The sequence below is a fragment of the Morganella morganii genome, from assembly GCF_041099235.1.
Taxonomy (GTDB): Bacteria; Pseudomonadota; Gammaproteobacteria; order Enterobacterales; family Enterobacteriaceae; genus Morganella; species Morganella morganii_E.
Genome location: NZ_JBFZSO010000005.1, coordinates 93754 through 116185, shown reverse-complemented (window position 1 = coordinate 116185; position 22432 = coordinate 93754). Strand labels below are relative to the sequence as shown.

Sequence of the window (22432 nt, the reverse complement as noted above, 5' to 3'; positions counted from 1 at the left end):
AGTAATGGTTTTGGGGCTTACAGATCCCTGAATGCTGCGTCTGTAAGCTGACCTATGCATCAGCGGCAAAATATAGCCGGGCCTATCTTCACGTCGCCCGTCACCGTTAAAGCGGGATACGTGAAGATAGGCTCCGAATATCATTAGAAACAGATAAACTATAAGGAATACACCATGTCAGACATTTTGAACAATGACGTGGATCCGATCGAAACCCGCGACTGGCTACAGGCGATCGAATCGGTCATCCGTGAAGAAGGTGTTGAGCGTGCACAGTTCCTGATTGATCAGGTTCTGAATACTGCCCGTCAGGGTGGTGTGAGTGTTGCAGCAGGTGCTGCGGCCCGTAACTACATCAACACCATTCCTGTTGAGGATGAACCTGCCTACCCGGGCAACCTGGAGCTGGAACGTCGTATCCGTTCTGCTATCCGCTGGAACGCTGTCATGATGGTTCTGCGCGCATCCAAGAAAGATCTGGATCTGGGCGGTCACATGGCATCTTACCAGTCTGCGGCTACCATGTATGAAGTGTGCTTCAACCACTTCTTCCGTGCGCAGAACGAAAAAGACGGCGGTGATGTTATTTATTTCCAGGGCCACTTAAGCCCGGGCTACTATGCACGCGCATTCATGGAAGGTCGTCTGACCGAAGAGCAGCTGAACAATTTCCGTCAGGAAATCGGCGGCAAAGGTCTGCCTTCTTATCCGCACCCTAAACTGATGCCTAACTTCTGGCAGTTCCCGACCGTTTCTATGGGTCTGGGGCCTCTGGCGGCTATCTATCAGGCTAAATTCCTGAAATATCTGGAACACCGTGGTCTGAAAGACACTTCTGAGCAAACCGTTTATGCCTTCCTGGGTGATGGCGAGATGGATGAGCCGGAATCTAAAGGTGCAATCAATATCGCTGTCCGCGAAAGCCTGGACAACCTGATCTTCGTTATCAACTGTAACCTGCAGCGTCTTGACGGCCCTGTAAACGGTAACGGTAAAATCGTTAACGAAATGGAAGGTATGTTCGCCGGTGCGGGCTGGCAGGTAATCAAAGTCATGTGGGGCGGACGCTGGGATGAACTGCTGAAGAAAGATACCAGCGGTAAACTGATCCAGCTGATGAACGAAACCGTTGACGGCGACTATCAGACATTCAAATCCAAAGATGGTGCTTACGTCCGTGAACACTTCTTCAACCGCTATCCGGAAACCGCTGCATTAGTCAAAGACTGGACTGATGAGCAGATCTTCGCACTGAACCGCGGTGGTCACGATCCGAAGAAAATGTTCGCTGCACTGAAAAAAGCGCATGACACCAAAGGCAAACCTACACTGATCCTGGCCCAGACCGTTAAAGGTTATGGTATGGGTGATACCGCTGAAGGTAAAAACATCGCTCACCAGGTTAAGAAAATGAACATGGAAGGCGTGCGCCATCTCCGTGATCGTTTCAATATCGATGTGGCTGATGATCAGCTGGAAAAACTGCCGTTCATCAAGTTTGACGAAAACTCTGAAGAGCAGAAATACATGATGGAACGCCGTGCGGCACTGCATGGTCCGGTTCCTTCACGCCGTTCTCATTTCGATGAGAAACTGGATATTCCTGCACTGAGCGATTTCAGCCAGTTACTGGAAGAGCAGAACAAAGAAATCTCCACCACTATCGCGTTTGTGCGTGCACTGAACGTGATGCTGAAAAACAAATCCATCAAAGAACGCATCGTGCCAATCATCGCGGATGAAGCGCGTACATTCGGTATGGAAGGTCTGTTCCGTCAGATCGGTATCTACAACTCCAAAGGTCAGCTGTATACCCCGCAGGACCGTGAGCAGGTTGCTTACTACCGTGAAGATGTGAAAGGTCAGATCCTGCAGGAAGGTATCAACGAACTGGGTGCAGGCGCATCCTGGCTGGCAGCTGCGACTTCTTACAGCACCAACAACCTGCCGATGATTCCGTTCTACATCTACTACTCAATGTTCGGTTTCCAGCGTATCGGTGACCTGATGTGGATGGCAGGTGACCAGCAGGCCCGCGGCTTCCTGATCGGCGGTACCTCAGGCCGTACCACCCTGAACGGTGAAGGTCTGCAGCACGAAGACGGCCACAGCCACATTCAGTCTCTGACTATCCCTAACTGCCTGTCTTATGACCCGTCATTCGCGTACGAAGTTGCGGTCATCATGCAGGATGGTCTGGAGCGTATGTATGGTGAAGCTCAGGAAAACATTTACTACTACATCACCACGCTGAACGAAAACTACCACATGCCTGCAATGCCGGAAGGTGTTGAGGAAGGTATCCGTAAAGGTATCTACAAGCTCGAAACCCTGACCGGTGATAAAGGCAAGGTACAGTTACTGGGTTCAGGTGCGATTCTGCGTCACGTGCGTGAAGCAGGTCAGATTCTGTCTTCTGAGTACGGTATCAGCTCTGATATCTACAGCGTAACCTCGTTCACCGAACTGGCCCGTGAAGGTCAGGATTGTGACCGCTGGAACATGCTGCATCCGTCAGAAACCCCGCGTGTGCCTTACATCACTCAGGTGATGAACGATGCACCTGCTGTGGCGTCCACTGACTGGATGAAACTGTTCGCAGAACAGGTTCGCGGTTATGTTCCTGCTGACCAGTACCGCGTACTGGGTACTGACGGTTACGGCCGTTCAGACAGCCGTGATAACCTGCGTCATCACTTTGAAATCGATGCCGGTTATGTTGTTGTTGCTGCTCTGGGTGAGCTGGCTAAACGTGGTGAAATTGACGTGAAAGTGGTTGAAGAAGCCATTAAGAAATTCAGCATCAACCCTGAAAAAGTTAACCCGCGTGTGGCATAAGAGGTAAAAATTAATGTCTATTGAAATCCATGTGCCCGATATCGGTTCAGATGAAGTTGATGTAACAGAAATTCTGGTCAGTGTCGGCGATAAAGTAGAAGCAGAACAATCACTCATCACCGTTGAAGGTGACAAGGCGTCGATGGAAGTTCCGTCTCCGCAGGCAGGGGTTGTTAAAGAGATTAAAGTTGCCGTGGGCGATAAAGTCAGCACCGGTTCTTTCATCATGGTATTTGAAGCAGAGGCCGCAGCAGCGGCTCCTGCTCCGGCAGCTCAGGCTGCCGCACCGGCTGCTCCGGCGGCGGCTGCAGCATCTGCCCTGAAAGAAGTTCACGTACCGGATATCGGTGGTGACGAAGTTGATGTGACTGAAATCATGGTCAGCGTCGGCGATACCGTGACTGAAGAACAGTCTCTGATCACCGTTGAAGGCGACAAAGCGTCAATGGAAGTTCCGTCTCCGATGGCGGGCGTGGTTAAAGAGATCAAAGTTGCTGTCGGCGATAAAGTCAGCACCGGTTCCCTGATCATGGTCTTTGAAGTTGCGGGCGCAGCACCGGCGGCACAGCCTGCCGCAGCCGCTCCGGCTCCTGCAGCAGCGGCACCTGCCGTGGCAGCAGACAAAGAAATCCATGTACCGGATATCGGCGGTGATGAAGTTGACGTGACTGAAATTATGGTCAGCGTCGGCGATACCGTGACTGAAGAACAGTCTCTGATCACCGTTGAAGGCGACAAAGCCTCAATGGAAGTACCGTCTCCGATGGCCGGTAAAGTTAAGGAAATCAAAGTAGCCGTTGGCGATAAAGTCAAAACCGGCTCTCTGATCATGGTATTCGAAGTGGCGGGTGCAGCACCTGCTCCGGCAGCACAGCCAGCCGCCGCCGCACCTGCGGCAGCAGCACCTGCGTCTGCACCGGCAGCGAAAGCCGCTCCGGCAGCAGCACCGGCTGCGGGTAATGATTTCGTTGAGAACGACGCTTACGTTCACGCAAGTCCGGTTATCCGCCGTCTGGCCCGTGAATTCGGTGTGAATCTGGCGAAAGTCAAAGGCACAGGCCGTAAAGGCCGTATCCTGCGCGAAGACGTTCAGGCTTATGTGAAAGATGCGGTGAAACGCGCTGAAGCGGCTCCGGCTGCAGCAGGCGGCGGTTTACCTGGCATGCTGCCATGGCCGAAAGTGGACTTCAGCAAGTTCGGTGAAGTGGAAGAAGTTGAACTGAGCCGTATTCAGAAACTGTCCGGCGCTAACCTGAGCCGTAACTGGGTGATGATCCCGCACGTTACGCTGATGGACGAAGCGGACATCACTGATGTTGAAGAATTCCGCAAACAGCAGAACAAAGAAGCTGAGAAGAAACAGCTGGGCGTGAAAATCACTCCGCTGGTCTTCGTGATGAAAGCTGCTGCCAAAGCGCTGGTCGAAATGCCGCGTTTCAACAGCTCTATCACCGAAGATGCACAGCGTCTGATTCTGAAAAAATATGTCAATATCGGTATCGCGGTAGATACCCCGAACGGCCTGGTTGTTCCTGTCATTAAAGACGTGAACAAAAAAGGTATTCTGGAACTGTCTTACGAACTGGCTGAAATCTCCAAGAAAGCCCGTAACGGTAAGCTGACTTCTTCTGATATGCAGGGCGGATGCTTCACCATCTCCAGCCTGGGCGGTATCGGGACAACCGGTTTCGCACCGATTGTTAACGCACCGGAAGTGGCTATCATGGGTCTGTCACGTTCATCCATGAAACCGGTATGGGACGGCAAACAGTTTGTTCCGCGTCTCATTCTGCCAATGTCACTCTCCTTCGACCACCGTGTGATCGATGGTGCTGACGGCGCCCGCTTCATCACGCTGATTAATCAGTACATGAGCGATTTACGCCGCCTGGCGATGTAAGCAATTACACTGAGACCGGTGCAGAGCCGGTCTCAGTGGCGCAGGCTGAAACGTGCTCATCCCGGATAACGGGAGTCAGGTCACAGAACTGCGCCTTTCCAGGTTGTTAACAATTTTGTAAACTGCTCTCAGTGTGTACGTCCCGGTGGAATATATGTCGTCTGACCCGCCGGACAAACAATTAAGAGGTCACGATGAGTACTGAAATTAAAGCCCAGGTCGTTGTACTTGGTGCGGGCCCGGCAGGGTATTCAGCGGCTTTCCGCTGTGCTGACTTAGGTCTGGAAACTGTCCTGATTGAACGCTATTCAACCTTAGGCGGTGTCTGCCTGAACGTAGGTTGTATCCCGTCAAAAGCATTACTGCATGTTGCTAAAGTGATCGAAGAAGCGAAAGCGCTGGCTTCTCACGGCATCGTGTTCGGCGAACCGCAGACTGATATCGATAAAGTCCGTCTGTGGAAAGAGAAAGTGATTTCTCAGTTAACCGGCGGTCTGGCCGGTATGGCGAAAGGCCGTAAAGTGACTGTTGTGAATGGTCTCGGCCAGTTCACCGGCGCAAATACTATCGAAGTCAACGGTGAGAAGGGTAAAACCACTATCACGTTTGACAACGCAATTATTGCTGCGGGCTCACGCCCGATCCAGCTGCCGTTTATCCCGCACGAAGATCCGCGTGTATGGGATTCCACTGATGCACTGCAGCTGAAAACTGTCCCGGGCCGTCTGCTGGTCATGGGTGGTGGTATTATCGGTCTGGAAATGGGTACCGTATACCACGCGCTGGGTTCACAGATTGATGTTGTTGAAATGTTTGACCAGGTCATTCCTGCGGCAGACAAAGACATCGTTAAACTGTTCACCAAACGTATCAGTTCTAAGTTTAACCTGATGCTGGAAACCAAAGTGACCGCCGTTGAAGCCAAAGAAGACGGTATCTATGTCACGATGGAAGGCAAGAAAGGCCCTGCAGAACCACAGCGTTACGACGCGGTTCTGGTGGCTATCGGCCGTACCCCTAACGGTAAACTGCTGGCGGCTGATAAAGCCGGTGTTGAAGTTGACGATCGCGGTTTCATCCACGTTGACAAACAAATGCGCACCAACGTGCCCCACATCTTTGCTATCGGCGATATCGTCGGTCAGCCGATGCTGGCGCACAAAGGTGTTCACGAAGGTCATGTGGCAGCCGAAGTTATCTCCGGTCTGAAACACTACTTCGATCCGAAAGTGATCCCATCTATTGCCTACACCGAACCGGAAGTGGCATGGGTTGGTCTGACCGAGAAAGAAGCGAAAGAGAAGGGTATCAGCTACGAAACAGCTACCTTCCCGTGGGCGGCTTCCGGTCGTGCAATCGCGTCTGACTGCGCTGAAGGTATGACCAAACTGATTTTCGACAAAGAATCTCACCGTGTTATCGGTGGTGCGATTGTCGGTACTAACGGCGGCGAGCTGTTAGGTGAGATCGGTCTGGCTATCGAAATGGGTTGTGATGCGGAAGATCTGGCACTGACCATTCACGCTCACCCGACGCTGTACGAATCAATCGGTATGGCGGCTGAGATTTACGAAGGCAGCATCACTGACCTTCCGAATCCGAAAGCGAAAAAGAAAAAGTAATCAGCTGACCCGGTAACCGCGCTGTTACCCGGCTGAAAATAAAAATCCGGCTGCCTCTGGCGCCGGATTTTTTTATTCCCTGCCATCAGTACCCGTCTGTGTATTCATAGACAAACCGGTATTATTCAGATATTAATAATTTCAGCGTGCTGACCGCCGTTCCCGGTGCAGCAGAACTACGCAAACGACCGTTTTTTGCATTTCCGGCGTAATCAATAATCGTGCAGATTCCTGTTTAAAACGGCATAACACTGGTGAAACGGGTAAGCAGCAAGTTTAATTCACTAATGTTATTCAGCTCACAAATTGTTTATGTTGCTTTAATGTGAATGAATTAACAATGTGTTTAAATTTTGATATGCTGAAACCCCGTTGCCGGGCACTCATAAAAAACACAAAGCAAGGAGTACGTCGTGCTGGAAAATTACCGCAAGCACGTTGCCGAACGTGCAGCACAAGGGATCGCCCCTAAGCCATTGGAAGCCGCTCAGGTTGCTGAGTTAGTCGAATTACTGAAATCTCCGCCGGCAGGCGAAGAAGCGTTTCTTGTTGATCTGATTACCAACCGTGTACCGCCGGGTGTTGATGAAGCCGCGTATGTGAAAGCCGGTTTTCTGGCCGCTCTGGCAAAAGGTGAAGCGCATTCACCGCTGATCTCCGCTGAAAAAGCCGTTGAATTACTCGGAACCATGCAGGGTGGTTATAATATTCATGCCCTGATTGAATCCCTCGATAACGAAAAACTGGCTCCGGTCGCCGCCAAAGCCCTCTCTCATACCTTACTGATGTTTGATAATTTCTATGATGTGGAAGAAAAGGCGAAAGCCGGTAATTCCTATGCACAGAAAATTATTCAGTCATGGGCTGATGCAGACTGGTTCCTGGAACGTCCGCAACTGGCAGAAAAACTGACCGTCACCGTCTTTAAAGTCTCCGGTGAAACTAATACCGATGATCTGTCACCGGCACCGGATGCCTGGTCGCGTCCGGACATCCCGCTGCATGCTCTCGCGATGCTGAAAAACCCGCGTGACGGTATTGATCCGGATGAGCCGGGCAATATCGGTCCGGTTAATCAGATCGATCTGCTCAGCAAAAAAGGCTTCCCGCTGGCCTATGTCGGTGATGTGGTCGGTACCGGTTCCTCCCGTAAATCCGCGACCAACTCCGTGCTGTGGTTTATGGGAGATGATATCCCGTATGTGCCGAACAAACGCGGTGGCGGTATCGTGCTGGGCGGCAAAATTGCCCCGATTTTCTTCAACACAATGGAAGACGCGGGTGCTCTGCCGGTGGAAGTGGATGTCAGTAATCTGAATATGGGGGATGTGATTGACGTTTACCCGTATAAGGGCGAGATCCGCAATCATGATACCAATGAACTGCTGGCGACATTTGAACTGAAAACCGATGTGCTGCTGGATGAAGTCCGCGCCGGTGGCCGTATCCCGCTGATTATCGGTCGCGGCCTGACCGCAAAAGCACGCGAGTCTCTCGGCCTGCCGCATACGGATATTTTCCGCCAGGCGAAACCGGTTGAGAAAAGCACCCGTGGTTTCTCGCTGGCTCAGAAGATGGTCGGCCGTGCCTGCGGGGTGGCGGGTGTTCGTCCTGGCGAGTACTGCGAGCCTAAGATGACCTCTGTCGGCTCTCAGGACACCACCGGGCCGATGACCCGTGATGAACTGAAAGACCTGGCCTGTCTTGGTTTCTCAGCGGATCTGGTGATGCAGTCTTTCTGCCACACAGCCGCTTATCCGAAGCCGGTGGATGTGAATACTCACCACACGCTGCCTGACTTTATTATGAACCGTGGCGGTGTGTCACTGCGTCCGGGGGACGGTATCATCCACTCCTGGCTGAACCGCATGCTGCTGCCGGATACTGTGGGTACCGGTGGTGATTCTCATACCCGTTTCCCTATCGGGATTTCCTTCCCGGCCGGTTCCGGTCTGGTTGCCTTCGCAGCGGCGACCGGCGTGATGCCGCTGGATATGCCGGAATCGGTACTGGTGCGTTTTAAAGGGAAAATGCAGCCGGGGATCACGCTGCGTGACCTGGTGCATGCCATCCCGTATTACGCTATTCAGCAGGGCCTGCTGACAGTTGAGAAAAAAGGGAAGAAAAACATTTTCTCCGGCCGTATCCTGGAAATTGAAGGTCTGCCGACACTGAAAGTGGAACAGGCGTTTGAGCTGGCGGATGCTTCAGCTGAGCGTTCTGCGGCGGGTTGTACCATCAAACTGGATAAAGAGCCGATCACCGAATACCTCAATTCCAACATTGTCCTGCTGAAGTGGATGATTGCGGAAGGTTACGGTGATCGCCGTACCATTGAGCGCCGTATTCAGAGCATGGAAAAATGGCTGGCGGATCCGCAGTTGCTGGAAGGTGATGCGGATGCGGATTATGCAGCAGTGATCGAAATCGACCTCAATGATATCAAAGAGCCGATTCTTTGTGCGCCGAATGACCCGGATGATGCACGCCTGCTGTCTGACGTGGCAGGCAGTAAAATTGATGAAGTCTTTATCGGCTCCTGCATGACCAACATCGGGCACTTCCGCGCGGCGGGTAAACTGCTCGACAGTCATAAAGGCCAGCTGCCGACCCGTCTGTGGGTGGCTCCGCCGACCAAGATGGATGCTGCTCAGCTGACAGAAGAGGGCTATTACAGCATCTTCGGTAAGAGCGGTGCCCGTGTTGAGATCCCTGGCTGTTCACTGTGCATGGGTAACCAGGCGCGTGTGGCGGACAACTCAACGGTCGTTTCCACCTCCACCCGTAACTTCCCGAACCGTCTGGGTACCGGTGCCGATGTGTATCTGGCCTCCGCGGAACTGGCGGCGGTGGCTTCCCTGCTGGGGCGTTTACCGACACCGGCGGAGTATCAGACCTTTATGGATAAAGTGGATGAGACGGCAGAAGATACCTACCGTTACCTCAACTTTGACCAGTTGAACGAGTATACCAAAGTTGCGGATGGCGTGATTTTCCAGACTCAGGTGTGATAGTCAGCAACTGAATCAGTCCGCAGTTTTATCACCGGCGGGAGACAGCAACCACTGTCTCCCGTTTTTTTATACCTGTTATCCGGTTAATTACGGTATCAATGTACCTGGAAACGGGATAACCCGCTAAAATAAGAGCAGGTGTTGCATACGTGACAGCGGCAAAGCATTAACAAGAGGTATACAGCGATGGATTATGAATTTTCCCTCGGGATCGACGGGAACGTGATAGTTAAGCTGTCAATGGATCACGAAGCGATCGGTCACTGGCTGAATGAAGAAGTGAAAGGGGATCTCTCGGTGATTGATGAGATAACCGTGGCATTTGACAGTATTAAAGGGCGGGAACAGCAGTGGCAGCGTGTGGGGCATGAATACACACTACTGATGGATGATGAGGAAATCATGATTAATGCGAATCAGATTACCTTTGAAACTGATGAGCCGGACGAAGGCATGAGTTATTACGATAATGAAAGTATTGCGTTCTGCGGAACAGCTGACTTTATGATTTTACTGGAAAATTATCGTAAATTTATTGTGACCGGCGGGCAGGGCTGAGAATTTTTATTCTGAAATTTTCATTTGTTACGGTAATATAAACCAGTGGTTCTTTACCTGAGGCGATAATCGGTCGGTTATTGCAACAATGTTGTTTTTCTTTATTTCCGGTAACTTATGAGGTGGATGAATGAATGAACAAATCCTGACGGACAGCCTGAATCAGGCAACCGGCTGGCTGGCAAATAATCAGGCATTACTGCTGGATTATGCGGTGAATATTGTGGCTGCCGTACTGACCCTGATTATCGGTCTGTTTGTGGCAAAAATGGCTGCTAAAGCGGTTTCCCGCCTGCTGTCGATGCGCGGTGTGGATGTCACCGTCTCTGATTTTCTGTCCGCGATGGTTCGCTATGCGGTTATTGCCTTCACACTGATTGCGGTGCTGGGACGTCTCGGCGTACAAACCGCATCTGTGATCGCGGTGCTCGGTGCGGCAGGTCTGGCCGTTGGTCTGGCATTGCAGGGCTCACTCTCTAACCTCGCGGCTGGTGTATTACTGGTGATTTTCCGTCCTATCCGTGCCGGAGAATATGTGGTTATCGGCGCGTCAGAAGGGACAGTTCAGAATGTGCAGATTTTTTCCACCACACTGCGCAGCGCCGATGACAAAATCATTGTGATCCCGAACGGCAAAGTAATTGCAGGCGATATTATTAACGTGACCCGTGAACCGGATCGCCGCCGTGACATTATTGTCGGTGTGGCTTACAACGCCGATATTGATCAGGTTAAAGAAATTCTGACTGAGATTGTTGCCGCTGATCCGCGCGTACAGAAAGAGAAAGGTATCGTGGTTCGCCTCAACGAAATGGCACCATCCTCCCTGAATTTTGTTGTCCGTTACTGGACAAAAAACGGCGATTTCCTGGATGTACACTGGGATCTGCTGGAAAACTTCAAGCGCGCGCTCGATAAACATAATATCGGCATTCCGTTCCCGCAGCTTGATGTGCATATGCATCAGAATAGTCAGCAAACACAGGCGTAACAGGTGTATATTATCAGCGGTACCTCTTTCGGGTGCCGCTTTTTTTTGCCGTACTGTGAGAGACTATGATGAGCGAGCATTTACTTCATTTTATTCCTGAGACACTGAGTTATATCCCGGATGCTGAACAGCAACAGGCTGCGGAGCAGTATCTGAGTGAGTGGATGGCGGCTGACGATATTATGCATCAGGCGGATCCGGACGTTATATTCTGGTCCGGCAGTGAAAATTTCCGTTATCCGCTGTGTCCTGTCTGCCGTAAGCCGGTTTCCGGCGTCTGGTGGGGCGCACAGATGAATGCGATTTTTGCGGTCACCGGACAGGCGCGAATTTCTGCGGCGCTGACACCACGCAATCCCCCCTGCTGCGGGGCGCCGGTTGTTATTCCGGATATGGATTATGATGAAACCGGTGGTCTTGCGTGTTACGGGCTGACAGTCCGTTATAACAACAGCTTTATTGTCTGCATGGATAACGCGCGTGATGAAATTATCCGCCGTGTGAGTGAATGTCTCGGTACACCGGTACGTCTGGTCTGGGAGTGGATCTGACCGCATTTTCCCGCGTGTTATTAGCCGCAGTAATGGCCCATTAAAGCTATTAATTTCACTAATACTGAAATCCCGGTAATATTCATTCCATCCGGCGTGGATTGAATAATTATCGGGATTTTTTGCATGTTATCGACTTATTTTCAGGGGTTATTACTCGGCGCGGCAATGATACTGCCGCTCGGGCCGCAAAACGTATTTGTATTACAGCAGGGGAGCCGTAAACAGTATCATCTGATGAGTGCATTTTTATGCACACTGAGTGATATTTTACTGATCACGGCCGGGGTCTTCGGCGGCAGTGCGCTGCTGAGCCAGTCAGTGTGGCTGATGGCGCTGGTCACCTGGGGTGGAGTGGCATTTTTGCTGTGGTACGGCTGGGGGGCGCTGCGGGCAGTCTTTACCGCTGATGCTGCGCTGACCATGCAGGAGCAGGTGGTCCGCAGCCGCTGGCGGGTGATTATGACGCTGGTGGCTGTTACCTGGCTGAATCCGCATGTTTATCTGGACACCTTTGTGGTGCTGGGCAGCATCGGCGGGCAACTCGGTTCCGATATGCGGATCTGGTTTACGGCCGGGGCAGTCTGTGCATCAATATTGTGGTTCTTCGGCCTGGCACTGCTGGCGGCATGGTTCTCTCCGGTGCTGCAAAAACCGGTATCACAGCGGATTATCAATCTGTTTGTCGGTTCGGTGATGTGGTATATCGCGATACAATTAGCCTTAAAAGGATTGAATATTTCTTATTAATCCGAAATATTGTTTCGTCAGAGTGTGGTAGTGTTATGAATTCCGGCATAACATCCTGTTATGTGACCGGTTTAAAACAGAAGGAGGATATGTGAAACTGAAATCTCTTGCTCTTGCCGCTATGGTTGCCCTCGGTGGTTACGCGGCGGCTGCTCAGGCAGCAGAAACCCCGGCAGGCCCGCATATTTCAACCTCCGGCAGCGCTGTGATCCAGGCTGAGCCTGATATGGCGACACTGTCCATCAATGTGACAGTAAAGGAAAAAGATGCGTCAGCTGCCAAAGCACAGGCAGATAAACGTGTGGCGCAGTATTTTGATTTTCTGAAAGCACAGGGAATTGAAAAGAAAGACATTAATGCGGCCAATATCAGCACCAGTCCGGACTATGTCTATGACAAAGAGAAAGAAGAGTCCGTTATCCGTGGTTATAACGCCTCACGCTCCGTGACAGTGAAAGTGCATGATCTGAACAAACTGAACACGCTGCTCGACGGTGCGCTGAAAAGCGGCCTGAATGATATCAGTGCAGTGGAGTTCGGGGTGAATAATCCGGAGAAATTCCGTGCCGAAGTGCGTCAGAAAGCCATTGATGACGCTGTTTCACAGGCGAAAGCCGTGGCAAAAGGCTTTGGTACTGAGCTGGGTGCCGTTTACAGCATCGGGTATAACGCACCACAGCCGGTTCCGGTGATGGCGCGCGGTAAAATGATGCTGGCTGCCAATGCACCGGCAGCGGTATCTGCGGATGAAACCTATGAACAGCAGACTATTGATTTCCGCGATCAGGTGGATGTCGTGTTTGAACTGAAACGTTAATCCGTTTCAGGCGGTTCCTGCCGTAAGGTCTGACGCCCGTGTTTCAGCAGGGCGTCAGTCACCCGGCGCATGGTGGCACTTTCCGGTGCAAACCGGTGCCAGTACAGCATCCGGCGCTGAAACAGCCCCGGTGTCAGATCCAGCAACTCTCCCCGTTCCAGCTCATCCGCAATCTGCAAATGCGGGATCATACAACAGGCTGAACTCTGTTTTGCCAGCTGCACAAACGCTTCCGAAGAATTGAGCACGTGGCTCGGTACACTGCCGGGGGCAAGGTCAAAATTGGTCTGCAAAAAGGCCATATGCATATCATCGAGATAATCAAACGCCACAGCCGGTGCTTTCAGCAGGGCACTGCGGCTGACACCGTCAGGAAAATAACGGGCGGCAAATTCCGGTGAGGCGACAAAGAGGTAATCCAGCGCACCAAGCTGATCCGCCAGACAGCCGGGCAGCGGACGCGGCTGAATACTGACCGCACCGACCACTTCCCCGCGCCGCAGGCGTTCATGTGTCCGTGATTCATCTTCTACCTGAATATTCAGCCGGATAGACAGATCTGCCAGAACATGGCGCAGTGCCGGGAGCAGCCAGGTCGCGAGGCTGTCGGCGTTGACCGCCAGAGAGATCAGCGGCGGCTCAATATTCCCTGCATCATCCCCCAGCCATTCCGCTTCCAGTAATTCCACCTGATGCAGCAGACCGAGCAGCTTCTGGCCTTCTTCTGTCGGACGCGGCGGTACGGTACGCACCAGCAGCGGCTGTCCGAACAGATTTTCCAGCTGTTTGATGCGCTGCGAAACGGCAGACTGGGTAATACAGAGTTTCTGTGCAGCCCGCTCAAAACCACGTTCACGGATAACAGCGTCCAGCGCCTGCAGGGCACGATAATCCGGTCGTCTCATGGCGGTTTTCTCCTCTTTTTTATAAGTCATTCACAATATGCCACAATTCGCATTCCGGGGGAGAAATAATTGCTATAATTATCGCGGGCTATGCCGGTGGCATAGGATGACGACGAAAAGGCAATAACATGACTCAGGATGAATTAAAAAAAGCGGTTGGCTGGGCGGCATTAGAATTCGTGAAGCCGGGCACCATTGTTGGTGTGGGCACCGGGTCCACCGCATCTCACTTTATTGATGCACTGGCAACCATGAAAGGCCAGATTGACGGCGCGGTATCCAGCTCTGTGGTCTCAACCGAAAAACTGAAAAGCTACGGCATTCCGGTGCTGGACTGCAATGATGTGGACAGCCTGGACGTGTATGTCGACGGTGCGGATGAAATTGACCACCACATGAATATGATCAAAGGTGGTGGCGCGGCACTGACCCGCGAGAAAATCGTGGCGGCTATCGCGAAGAAATTCATTTGTATCGTGGATGAAAGTAAGCGTGTTGATATTCTGGGTAAATTCCCGCTGCCGGTGGAAGTGATCCCGATGGCGCGTTCTTATGTGGCGCGTGAACTGGTCAAACTCGGCGGTCAGCCGGAATACCGTCAGAATGTGGTAACGGATAACGGTAACGTGATTCTGGATGTCTACAATCTGGAAATCCTGAATCCGGTTGAGCTGGAAAATAAAATTAACGGTATTGCCGGTGTGGTGACTGTTGGTTTATTTGCCAACCGTGGTGCCGACGTGGTGCTGATGGGTACTCAGGATGGCGTAAAAACCATTAAATAAATCAGTACTATATCTGTCATATTCAGATGCTGAATAAGGAACCGGAAACGGTTCCTTTTTTTATTTTTTTAAAATCATAAATTTCGGTGATATATATCACAATTTTGTCTTTGATATGGCCAAAATATCAGCGCTCAGCGGCATTTTTTCATTTTCTCCTGTAAACCGGCCTTTTCCCTGTGACTTGTTCTGTGACTTGTACAGGAGCGTGTATTGCGGAGACGTTATTTTTTGTTATTTTGATGTGAGGACAGGACATTTCGGGAACTTAACAAAAGGCAGGGTCATGGTAAAAGTATCACTGGAAAAAGAGAAAATTAAATTTCTGCTATTGGAAGGCGTACACCAGAGTGCGGTAGACAGTCTGAAAGCAGCGGGTTATTCAAATATTGAATATCATAAAGGCGCATTATCCACGGAAGAATTAAAAGAAGCGATCCGTGATGCACGTTTTATCGGTATCCGATCCCGTACCCAACTGACGGAAGAGATTTTTGCCTGTGCGGAAAAACTGGTCGCCGTTGGTTGTTTCTGTATCGGGACTAACCAGGTTGATCTCGATGCCGCGGCAAAACGCGGTATTCCGGTCTTTAACGCGCCATTCTCAAACACCCGTTCCGTGGCTGAGATGGTGCTGGGTCAGTTATTACTGCTGCTGCGCCGTATTCCTGAAGCCAATGCCAAAGCCCATCGCGGTATCTGGGATAAACAGGCAAAAGGCTGCTATGAGGCGCGTGGTAAAAAACTGGGGATTATCGGTTACGGCCATATCGGGACACAGCTGGGGATCCTGGCGGAATCCATCGGGATGGATGTCTATTTTTACGATATCGAAAACAAACTGCCGCTCGGCAATGCCACTCAGGTGCGCCATCTGTCTGAGCTGCTGAATATGAGTGATGTGGTCAGCCTGCATGTGCCGGAAACGGAATCCACCAAAAATATGATTGGTAAACATGAGTTTGAGCTGATGAAACCGGGGGCAATTTTTATTAACGCCTCACGCGGCACAGTAGTGGATATCCCGGCACTGAGTCAGGCGCTGGCATCAAAACACCTGTCCGGCGCGGCAGTGGATGTGTTCCCGTCTGAACCGGCGGCCAACAATGACCCGGCGGATCCGTTTATTTCTGAGCTGATTGGGTTTGATAATGTCATTCTTACCCCGCATATCGGTGGTTCCACTCAGGAAGCACAGGAAAATATCGGTTTTGAGGTCGGCGGTAAGCTGGCGAAATATTCTGATAACGGTTCGACGCTTTCTGCGGTCAACTTCCCGGAAGTATCTCTGCCGGTGCACGGCCAGAATGCCAACCGTCTGCTGCATATCCACGAAAACCGCCCGGGACTGCTGACCAGCATCAACCAGGTCTTTACTGATCGCGGTATTAATATCGCGGCGCAGTATCTGCGGACGGCGGGTGATCTGGGTTATGTGGTTATCGATATTGTGGCGAATAACAAAGATGAAGCTGACGACGTTCTGCTGCAGCTGAAAGCGCTGCCGGGAACTGTCAGAGCGCGTCTGTTGTTCTGAGAACAGTGATTGCTCTGCGGATAACGGGCAAAAACGAAAAGTCGCGGTAAACACATCCGTGTGCGCTCAGGCGCGTCATCCATGACGCGCATGCTTTTCGTTTCATTTGCCCGTTAACCGCTATCGCTGTCAGCAGCAGATGAATTATTGATTTTATCTGATTGTTTATACTGATTTATTTATGTTCCGGCCACAGCCAGCGGCGTGACGGTGTGATCACTTCCGGCAGCGGGACATCCCACTGTGCGGCGGGAAGTTCATCAACCAGCTGACAATCATGTGCCAGCCCCACCGGGTAAAATCCTTTCTTCTGCCAGCCCGCCAGTGTGCGGTCATAAAAACCGCCGCCCATCCCGAGACGCTCTCCTTTTTCATCAAACGCAACCAGCGGAATAAACATCATATCCAGTTCCTGCGGCGGCAATACCTGTGTGACATCCAACGCCGGTTCTGAAATTGAAAACTTGTTTTTAATCAGCGGGGTATCAGGGCGATAAGCAAGGAATAACAGATGATGGCGGCTGAACGGGTGAAGAACAGGCAAAAATACCTGTTTTCCCTGTGACCACAGCCACTCTGTCAGCGGACGGGTATCAATCTCACCATCAAAAGAGAGAAACAGGGCAATATTATTGGCGCGGTGTATATCGGGGTGATGAATGATTTGCTGAACAAGGTTTTGCGCGGCAGTGCTTTGTTGCTGAGGTGTCAGCGCACGGCGCTTGTTGCGGATTAACTGACGCAGATGATGCCGCGCTTGTAACAACGGGTCATGAGTCATAGTGAAATCAGCGAAATATCAGGAGATAAAGAAGAGAGAGGTCTCCAAGATGCCGTCGCAGGCTGTAACCCTTGAACCCTTGGTTCAAGGTGAACGCGGTGTTGCTTCCATTAGGCTGCCTGAACGAATCAGGTATGCTCACCGGTGACAAATCACCACATTCTGTCTGTATCAATATCGGCTCAGGGGACTGACCCGCAGACAAACATCTCAGAGAATTTTGTGAACTTCGTGTAACGTTGTTCTTAAACTCATTGTATGAAATCGGGCAGATATTGCAACCTAATTTCGAAATTTTTTTTGTCTAGTGACTGATTTCTAAACAATTTTATTCAATAGGTGTTACCTGGCGCTCAGTGATTCGGGTTTGGTCATGCAGCGCCTGCTCGATAGTCTGCTGTAACAGTTTTATCTTTTGTTCCATGTTATAGGCATAATCGCGCGTTTTCAATTTTTCTTGTGCCAGTTCGTGACAGATGTTTAACGCGACGATAAAAACGAGCTGTTCGGTGTTGGACACCCGGCTGCGTTCTTTCAGGTCCTGTAACCGTTGTTCAAGCTCCGCAGCAGAAGCGAGCAGAGCTTCTCTTTGTTCCGGTGGACAATTAACGCGCATGGAACGCCCGAATATCTGGATATCAACGGGTTGTGCAGACATGAAATCTTCCTTTGGTTCTGCAACAGGATATTATCCTGTGTGACGTGAATTGTGTACGTTATAGCAGCAGGCCGCAGCCCTTATCTGGTACAGCGGCGCCTCTTGATGGTAGCATATCATGAACTGAAACCCGACTGGTGAGCAAAATAATGACCCCGGATAAAACACTGCCCGATTTTAAAACACTTGATGAACTTTTGCGTCAGCAGGCCGTCGCCATGACCGCGTCAGAGATGCACGGCCTGATCACGGGTCTGCTCTGCGGCGGTAACACAGATGACAGCTGGCTGGCACTGATCCACGACCTGACCAACGAAGGCATGGCGTTTTCACAGGTTCTGGCACAGCCGCTGCGTGCTCTCTTTAATACCACATTTGAACTGCTTGATGATACCGAATGTCAGTTTAATTTACTGCTGCCGGATGATGAAGCGGGTGTGTTTGCCCGGGCCGATGAGCTGGCCGGCTGGGTCAATCACTTCTTATTAGGTCTGGGTGTGGCGGATCCGAAATTCAGTGATCGCAAGGAAGTCAAAGAAATTGTGACTGATCTGCGGGAAATCGGCATGCTGGGCTATGATGAGGCAGAAGATGCCGAAGAGCTGGATGACGCGCTGGAAGAAGTGATCGAGTATGTCCGCGTTGCGGTACAGCTGTGCTATATCTCGCTGGCGAAGCCGCGCAGCGCACAAAAGGCTGATGCGCCGGAACAGAAACCGACATTACACTGATATATCTGAATCTGTCCGCAGCAGATAATCTGCGGCACACTGAACCATCAGATTCCTGAATCATCACACAGTACAAGGAAAGAGGGTATGAATAAACAAGAATTTATCTCACGCCGTCAGGCATTGCTGGAAAAAATGGCACCGGCCAGCGCGGCGGTTTTCTTTGCGGCACCTCCGGCGCAGCGTAATGCGGACAGCGACTATCCCTACCGCCAGCACAGTGATTTTCTCTACCTGACCGGTTTCAGTGAGCCGGAAGCCGTACTGGTACTGATTAAAAGTGATGAAACCCATAACCACAGTGTCCTGTTTAACCGGGTACGTGATCTGACGGCGGAAATCTGGTTCGGCCGCCGTCTCGGCCAGGATGCTGCGCCGGAAAAACTGGGTGTTGACCGTGCACTGCCGTTTGATGAAATCAACGAACAGCTCTGCCAGCTGCTGAACGGCCTCGACACCCTCTATTTCGCGCAGGGCGAAATGGCGTATGCCGATACCATTGTCTTTAATGCACTCGACACACTGCGCCGCGGCAGCCGCCGCAATCTTTCCGCGCCGGGCATGATTATTGACTGGCGGCCTGTTGTCCACGAAATGCGTCTGTTTAAATCCCCGGCGGAGCTGGACATCATGCGCCGTGCAGGGAAAATCAGCGCACTGGCACACACCCGCGCGATGGAAAAATGCCGTCCGGGCATGTACGAATATCAGTTACAGGGCGAAATTGAACACGAGTTTGTCAGTAACGGTGCTCGTTTTCCATCCTATAACACGATTGTCGGCAGTGGCGAGAACGGCTGTATTCTGCATTACACCGAAAACGAATGCCGGATGAAAGACGGCGATTTGGTGCTGATCGATGCCGGATGTGAAATTGAAGGCTATGCCGGGGATATTACCCGCACTTTCCCGGTGAACGGCAAATTCAGCAAAGAACAGCGTGAAATCTATGATCTGGTGCTGGAAACCCTGGATGTCTCCCTGGAACTTTACCGTCCCGGTACTTCTATTGCAGCAGTGACGGATCGCGTGGTGGAAATCATGACCGAAGGGCTGGTGAAACTCGGCTTACTGACCGGGGATGTACCGCATTTGATCGAGACCAAAGCATACCGTGCATTTTTCATGCATAGTCTCAGCCACTGGTTAGGACTGGATGTGCATGATGTCGGCCATTACGGCACAGAACGTGATCGCATCCTGGAGCCGGGCATGGTGCTGACCATCGAACCGGGGCTGTATATCGCGCCGGATGCGGATGTGCCGGAGGCATATCGCGGCATTGGTGTCCGTATTGAGGACGACATTGTGATCACGGCGGACGGCAACGAAAACCTGACCGCGTCCGTGGTCAAAACCGCAGATGATATTGAAGCGCTGATGGCGCAGGCAAAACAGGCTGAATAATTAATGAGTGTGATAATCACCGGGGGCGGAATGACCGGCGCAACACTGGCGCTGGCGCTTTCCCGCCTCAGTCACGGCAGGCTGCCCGTCGCACTGGCGGAAGCCAGATTACCGGATGACCATCATCCGGGGTTTGATGCGCGGGCGATTGCCCTGGCGTACGGTACCTGTCAGCGGCTGGAGAAAATCGGGCTGTGGTCCGCACTGAAAGCGCATGCGGCGCCGATTACCCGGGTGCATGTGTCAGATCAGGGGCATACCGGCTGTGTGAATATTACCGCCGGTGATTATGATATTGATGCGCTCGGACAGGTGATTGAGCTGTATGATGCCGGGCAAACCTTGTTTGCCGAACTGGCAAAAGCAGAAAATGTCACATTGTATTGTCCTGACAGCGTGAAAAGCATTACCCGCACGATGGACTCGGTCAGTGTTCAGCTGGACAGCGGCAAAACACTGAACGGGCAGATTCTTATCGCGGCGGATGGCAGTCACTCTGCGGTTGCACAGCAATGTGGTATGCAGTGGACTGACATTCCGTATGAGCAGGTGGCGGTGATCGCCAATGTGATGACGGAACTGGATCCGCAGGGGCGGGCGTTTGAACGTTTCACCCCGCAGGGGCCGCTGGCCATGCTGCCGATGACAGAAGGGCGCAGTTCGCTGGTCTGGTGTCACCGTGCAGAGCATGCGGAAGCCGTGCGTGAATGGGATGATGAGACCTTCTGCCGCGAATTGCAGAAAGCCTTTGGCTGGCAGCTGGGTAAAATCGTCACTGCCGGTGCCCGTCACTGTTATCCGCTGACCCTGAGTGCCGCGCACGCTCAGATTTCCCACCGCCTGGCGCTGGTGGGTAACGCTTCGCAGACACTCCATCCTATCGCCGGCCAGGGTTTTAACCTGGGAATGCGTGATGTGATGGCACTGGCGGAGGTTATCAGTCAGGCGTTTTTATCACAGGAAGATATTGGTCAGTACCGTGTGCTGATGCAGTATCAGGCCGCCCGTGAGGCTGACCGGCAGGCGACAATGACTCTGACCGACAGCCTGGTGCGCCTTTTCTCCAACTGTTGTTTCCCGCTGGCCGCCGGACGGAATGCCGGCCTGATGGCAATGGAAATGCTGCCGTTTCTGCGCAACCGGCTGGCAAAACAGACGCTCGGCTGGGTCGCGCAGCCGCTTAATACCGCCACGGAAAGAGGATAAACAATGCAGTCATATGATGTGGTAATTGCCGGTGGCGGCATGGTCGGGCTGGCACTGGCCTGTGGTCTGCACGGCTGCGGGCTGCGCATTGCCGTGATTGAAAAACAGGCTCCGGATACCCGTTTTGATCCGCAGGCACCGTTTGCTGTCCGGGTCTCCGCCATCAACAGTGCCAGTGAGCGCTTACTGGGGCGGTTGGGTGTCTGGCAGGATATTCTGGCAAAACGCGCGGCACCGTATCAGGGCATGGAAGTGTGGGATAACGACAGCTTTGGCCGTATCGCGTTCAGCGCGGCGGAAGCCCATTGTGAACACCTCGGCCATATCATTGAGAATGATGTGATCCGCAACGCGCTCTGGGAGCGGGTACAGACACTGTCTGATGTGACGCTGCTCACCGGTACGCAAATCCGTCAGGTGGTGTGGGGCGAAAACGATGCCTTTATCACCCTGGAAAATGACGACATGCTGACGACCCGCTTAGTGGCGGGGGCAGACGGGGCAAATTCCTGGCTGCGCCAGCATGCGGATATCCCGGTTTCGTTTTGGGATTATGAGCATCACGCGCTGGTCGCCACCATCCGCACAGAGTTGCCGCATGAGAATGTGGCGCGTCAGGTTTTCCACGGCGACGGCATTCTGGCATTTCTGCCGCTGCCGGATGCACATCACTGCTCAATTGTCTGGTCTCTGCCCGGACTGACAGCACAACACTGTCTGGATCTGGATGAGGCTGCGTTTAACCGTAAACTGGCAGCGGCGTTTGATCTGCGTCTCGGGCTGTGTGAAGTGGTCAGTGAGCGGCGGGCGATCCCGCTGACCGGGCGCTATGCCCGTCAGTTTGCGGCACCGCGTCTGGCGCTGTTGGGCGATGCCGCTCATACCATTCATCCGCTGGCCGGACAGGGGGTTAACCTCGGTTTTATGGATGTGGCGGAACTGATTGGCGAAATCCGCCGTCTGACCGCGGAAGGCAAAGATATCGGCAACTATTTCTGGCTGCGCCGTTTTGAGCGCCGCCGCAAGCAGAGTGCCGCAATGATGCTGGCCGGGATGCAGGGCTTCCGTGAACTGTTCGACGGCAACAATCCGGTGAAAAAACTGGTCCGTGATGTCGGTCTGGTGCTGGCGGACACACTACCGGGCGTAAAACCGGCTCTGCTGCGCCATGCCCGCGGACTGAGTGATATGCCGGACTGGCTGCGTGAACCGAAGCCGGCATCAGCTGAAAAAATCTAATTTAAGGCCTTTTTTCACATTAGTTTTATTCATAATGCACTAAAATTTAATTGGTCGATCCGGCCGGTGTTTTAGTGCATTCCCGCCGCTTAATTCAAAACTATCACCTGTTAATGCTTTTTTGCGCCTCAGGGCTCAGAAT

The 22432-nt window shown here is 52.2% G+C and carries 18 protein-coding genes and 1 other RNA gene; 15 read left to right on the top strand and 4 right to left on the bottom strand.

The window, feature by feature from the left end:
• The first annotated feature begins 174 nt into the window (after positions 1-174).
• The 9 genes from aceE (at position 175) to AB7038_RS10405 (ending at position 13041) form a co-directional block, all read left to right on the top strand.
• Positions 175-2838: a pyruvate dehydrogenase (acetyl-transferring), homodimeric type gene (gene aceE / locus AB7038_RS10445; RefSeq protein WP_072869997.1), complete on the top strand. Its 2664-nt coding sequence runs from the start codon at positions 175-177 to the stop codon at positions 2836-2838.
• Positions 2839-2851: 13 nt separating this feature from the next.
• Positions 2852-4738: a pyruvate dehydrogenase complex dihydrolipoyllysine-residue acetyltransferase gene (gene aceF, locus AB7038_RS10440; RefSeq protein WP_004238361.1), complete on the top strand. Its 1887-nt coding sequence runs from the start codon at positions 2852-2854 to the stop codon at positions 4736-4738.
• Positions 4739-4932: 194 nt separating this feature from the next.
• On the top strand, positions 4933-6360 hold the full coding sequence (lpdA, locus tag AB7038_RS10435) for a dihydrolipoyl dehydrogenase (protein ID WP_004238360.1): 1428 nt from the start codon (positions 4933-4935) through the stop codon (positions 6358-6360).
• 413 nt (positions 6361-6773) lie between these two features.
• Positions 6774-9371: a bifunctional aconitate hydratase 2/2-methylisocitrate dehydratase gene (gene acnB / locus AB7038_RS10430; protein WP_368889053.1), complete on the top strand. Its 2598-nt coding sequence runs from the start codon at positions 6774-6776 to the stop codon at positions 9369-9371.
• A gap of 189 nt (positions 9372-9560) precedes the next feature.
• Positions 9561-9932: a YacL family protein gene (locus AB7038_RS10425; protein ID WP_004238358.1), complete on the top strand. Its 372-nt coding sequence runs from the start codon at positions 9561-9563 to the stop codon at positions 9930-9932.
• 130 nt (positions 9933-10062) lie between these two features.
• Complete coding sequence (gene mscS, locus AB7038_RS10420; protein WP_049241246.1) at positions 10063-10923, top strand: small-conductance mechanosensitive channel MscS; 861 nt, start codon at positions 10063-10065, stop codon at positions 10921-10923.
• A gap of 65 nt (positions 10924-10988) precedes the next feature.
• Complete coding sequence (locus tag AB7038_RS10415) at positions 10989-11474, top strand: hypothetical protein (RefSeq protein WP_369453275.1); 486 nt, start codon at positions 10989-10991, stop codon at positions 11472-11474.
• A 126-nt stretch (positions 11475-11600) separates the two neighbouring features.
• Positions 11601-12224 carry an arginine exporter ArgO gene (argO, locus tag AB7038_RS10410; protein WP_369453274.1) on the top strand — a complete coding sequence of 208 codons (624 nt, stop codon included), beginning with the start codon at positions 11601-11603 and terminating at the stop codon, positions 12222-12224.
• Between the two features lie 91 nt (positions 12225-12315).
• Positions 12316-13041, top strand: a complete 726-nt coding sequence (locus AB7038_RS10405) for an oxidative stress defense protein (RefSeq protein ID WP_214179993.1) — start codon at positions 12316-12318, stop codon at positions 13039-13041.
• On the opposite strand, the gene AB7038_RS10400 is transcribed toward AB7038_RS10405, so the two are convergent.
• Positions 13038-13946, bottom strand: a complete 909-nt coding sequence (locus AB7038_RS10400; RefSeq protein ID WP_072870594.1) for a LysR family transcriptional regulator ArgP — start codon at positions 13944-13946, stop codon at positions 13038-13040. The two genes, AB7038_RS10405 and AB7038_RS10400, sit on opposite strands and share 4 nt — an antisense overlap.
• A gap of 128 nt (positions 13947-14074) precedes the next feature.
• Between AB7038_RS10400 and rpiA the strand changes: the two genes are divergently transcribed.
• Positions 14075-14731, top strand: coding sequence for a ribose-5-phosphate isomerase RpiA (gene rpiA / locus AB7038_RS10395; protein WP_004238350.1), 657 nt, complete (start codon positions 14075-14077; stop codon positions 14729-14731).
• A gap of 286 nt (positions 14732-15017) precedes the next feature.
• Complete coding sequence (serA, locus tag AB7038_RS10390; protein WP_072870016.1) at positions 15018-16268, top strand: phosphoglycerate dehydrogenase; 1251 nt, start codon at positions 15018-15020, stop codon at positions 16266-16268.
• 175 nt (positions 16269-16443) lie between these two features.
• On the opposite strand, the gene AB7038_RS10385 is transcribed toward serA, so the two are convergent.
• The 3 genes from AB7038_RS10385 to zapA form a co-directional block, all read right to left on the bottom strand.
• Positions 16444-17049: a 5-formyltetrahydrofolate cyclo-ligase gene (locus tag AB7038_RS10385; protein ID WP_368889049.1), complete on the bottom strand. Its 606-nt coding sequence runs from the start codon at positions 17047-17049 to the stop codon at positions 16444-16446.
• Between the two features lie 37 nt (positions 17050-17086).
• A non-coding RNA gene (gene ssrS, locus AB7038_RS10380) (6S RNA) lies at positions 17087-17269 on the bottom strand.
• Positions 17270-17377: 108 nt separating this feature from the next.
• Positions 17378-17707: a cell division protein ZapA gene (zapA, locus tag AB7038_RS10375; RefSeq protein ID WP_004238346.1), complete on the bottom strand. Its 330-nt coding sequence runs from the start codon at positions 17705-17707 to the stop codon at positions 17378-17380.
• 149 nt (positions 17708-17856) lie between these two features.
• Between zapA and AB7038_RS10370 the strand changes: the two genes are divergently transcribed.
• The 4 genes from AB7038_RS10370 to ubiI all read left to right on the top strand — a co-directional run bounded on the left by AB7038_RS10370 (position 17857) and on the right by ubiI (position 22290).
• Entirely contained in the window at positions 17857-18438 is a 582-nt protein-coding gene (locus AB7038_RS10370) for a YecA/YgfB family protein (protein WP_004238345.1), read from the top strand.
• Positions 18439-18525: 87 nt separating this feature from the next.
• Entirely contained in the window at positions 18526-19845 is a 1320-nt protein-coding gene (pepP, locus tag AB7038_RS10365; protein WP_369453273.1) for a Xaa-Pro aminopeptidase, read from the top strand.
• Between the two features lie 3 nt (positions 19846-19848).
• A complete protein-coding gene (gene ubiH, locus AB7038_RS10360; RefSeq protein WP_369453272.1) occupies positions 19849-21051 on the top strand; it encodes a 2-octaprenyl-6-methoxyphenyl hydroxylase in 1203 nt (400 codons plus the stop codon).
• Between the two features lie 3 nt (positions 21052-21054).
• Positions 21055-22290 (top strand): FAD-dependent 2-octaprenylphenol hydroxylase, encoded by a 1236-nt coding sequence (ubiI, locus tag AB7038_RS10355; protein WP_368889046.1) that lies wholly within the window; start codon positions 21055-21057, stop codon positions 22288-22290.
• The last annotated feature ends 142 nt before the right edge of the window (positions 22291-22432 follow it).

Coding starts and splice junctions, on each gene's coding strand:
- aceF (WP_004238361.1), top strand. CDS start 2,852: ATGTCTATTGAAATCCATGTGCCCGATATCGGTTCAGATGAAGTTGAT.
- aceE (WP_072869997.1), top strand. CDS start 175: ATGTCAGACATTTTGAACAATGACGTGGATCCGATCGAAACCCGCGAC.
- ubiI (WP_368889046.1), top strand. CDS start 21,055: ATGCAGTCATATGATGTGGTAATTGCCGGTGGCGGCATGGTCGGGCTG.
- AB7038_RS10400 (WP_072870594.1), bottom strand. CDS start 13,946: ATGAGACGACCGGATTATCGTGCCCTGCAGGCGCTGGACGCTGTTATC.
- lpdA (WP_004238360.1), top strand. CDS start 4,933: ATGAGTACTGAAATTAAAGCCCAGGTCGTTGTACTTGGTGCGGGCCCG.
- serA (WP_072870016.1), top strand. CDS start 15,018: ATGGTAAAAGTATCACTGGAAAAAGAGAAAATTAAATTTCTGCTATTG.
- AB7038_RS10425 (WP_004238358.1), top strand. CDS start 9,561: ATGGATTATGAATTTTCCCTCGGGATCGACGGGAACGTGATAGTTAAG.
- ubiH (WP_369453272.1), top strand. CDS start 19,849: ATGAGTGTGATAATCACCGGGGGCGGAATGACCGGCGCAACACTGGCG.
- zapA (WP_004238346.1), bottom strand. CDS start 17,707: ATGTCTGCACAACCCGTTGATATCCAGATATTCGGGCGTTCCATGCGC.
- AB7038_RS10385 (WP_368889049.1), bottom strand. CDS start 17,049: ATGACTCATGACCCGTTGTTACAAGCGCGGCATCATCTGCGTCAGTTA.
- AB7038_RS10370 (WP_004238345.1), top strand. CDS start 17,857: ATGACCCCGGATAAAACACTGCCCGATTTTAAAACACTTGATGAACTT.
- mscS (WP_049241246.1), top strand. CDS start 10,063: ATGAATGAACAAATCCTGACGGACAGCCTGAATCAGGCAACCGGCTGG.
- rpiA (WP_004238350.1), top strand. CDS start 14,075: ATGACTCAGGATGAATTAAAAAAAGCGGTTGGCTGGGCGGCATTAGAA.
- argO (WP_369453274.1), top strand. CDS start 11,601: ATGTTATCGACTTATTTTCAGGGGTTATTACTCGGCGCGGCAATGATA.
- pepP (WP_369453273.1), top strand. CDS start 18,526: ATGAATAAACAAGAATTTATCTCACGCCGTCAGGCATTGCTGGAAAAA.
- AB7038_RS10415 (WP_369453275.1), top strand. CDS start 10,989: ATGATGAGCGAGCATTTACTTCATTTTATTCCTGAGACACTGAGTTAT.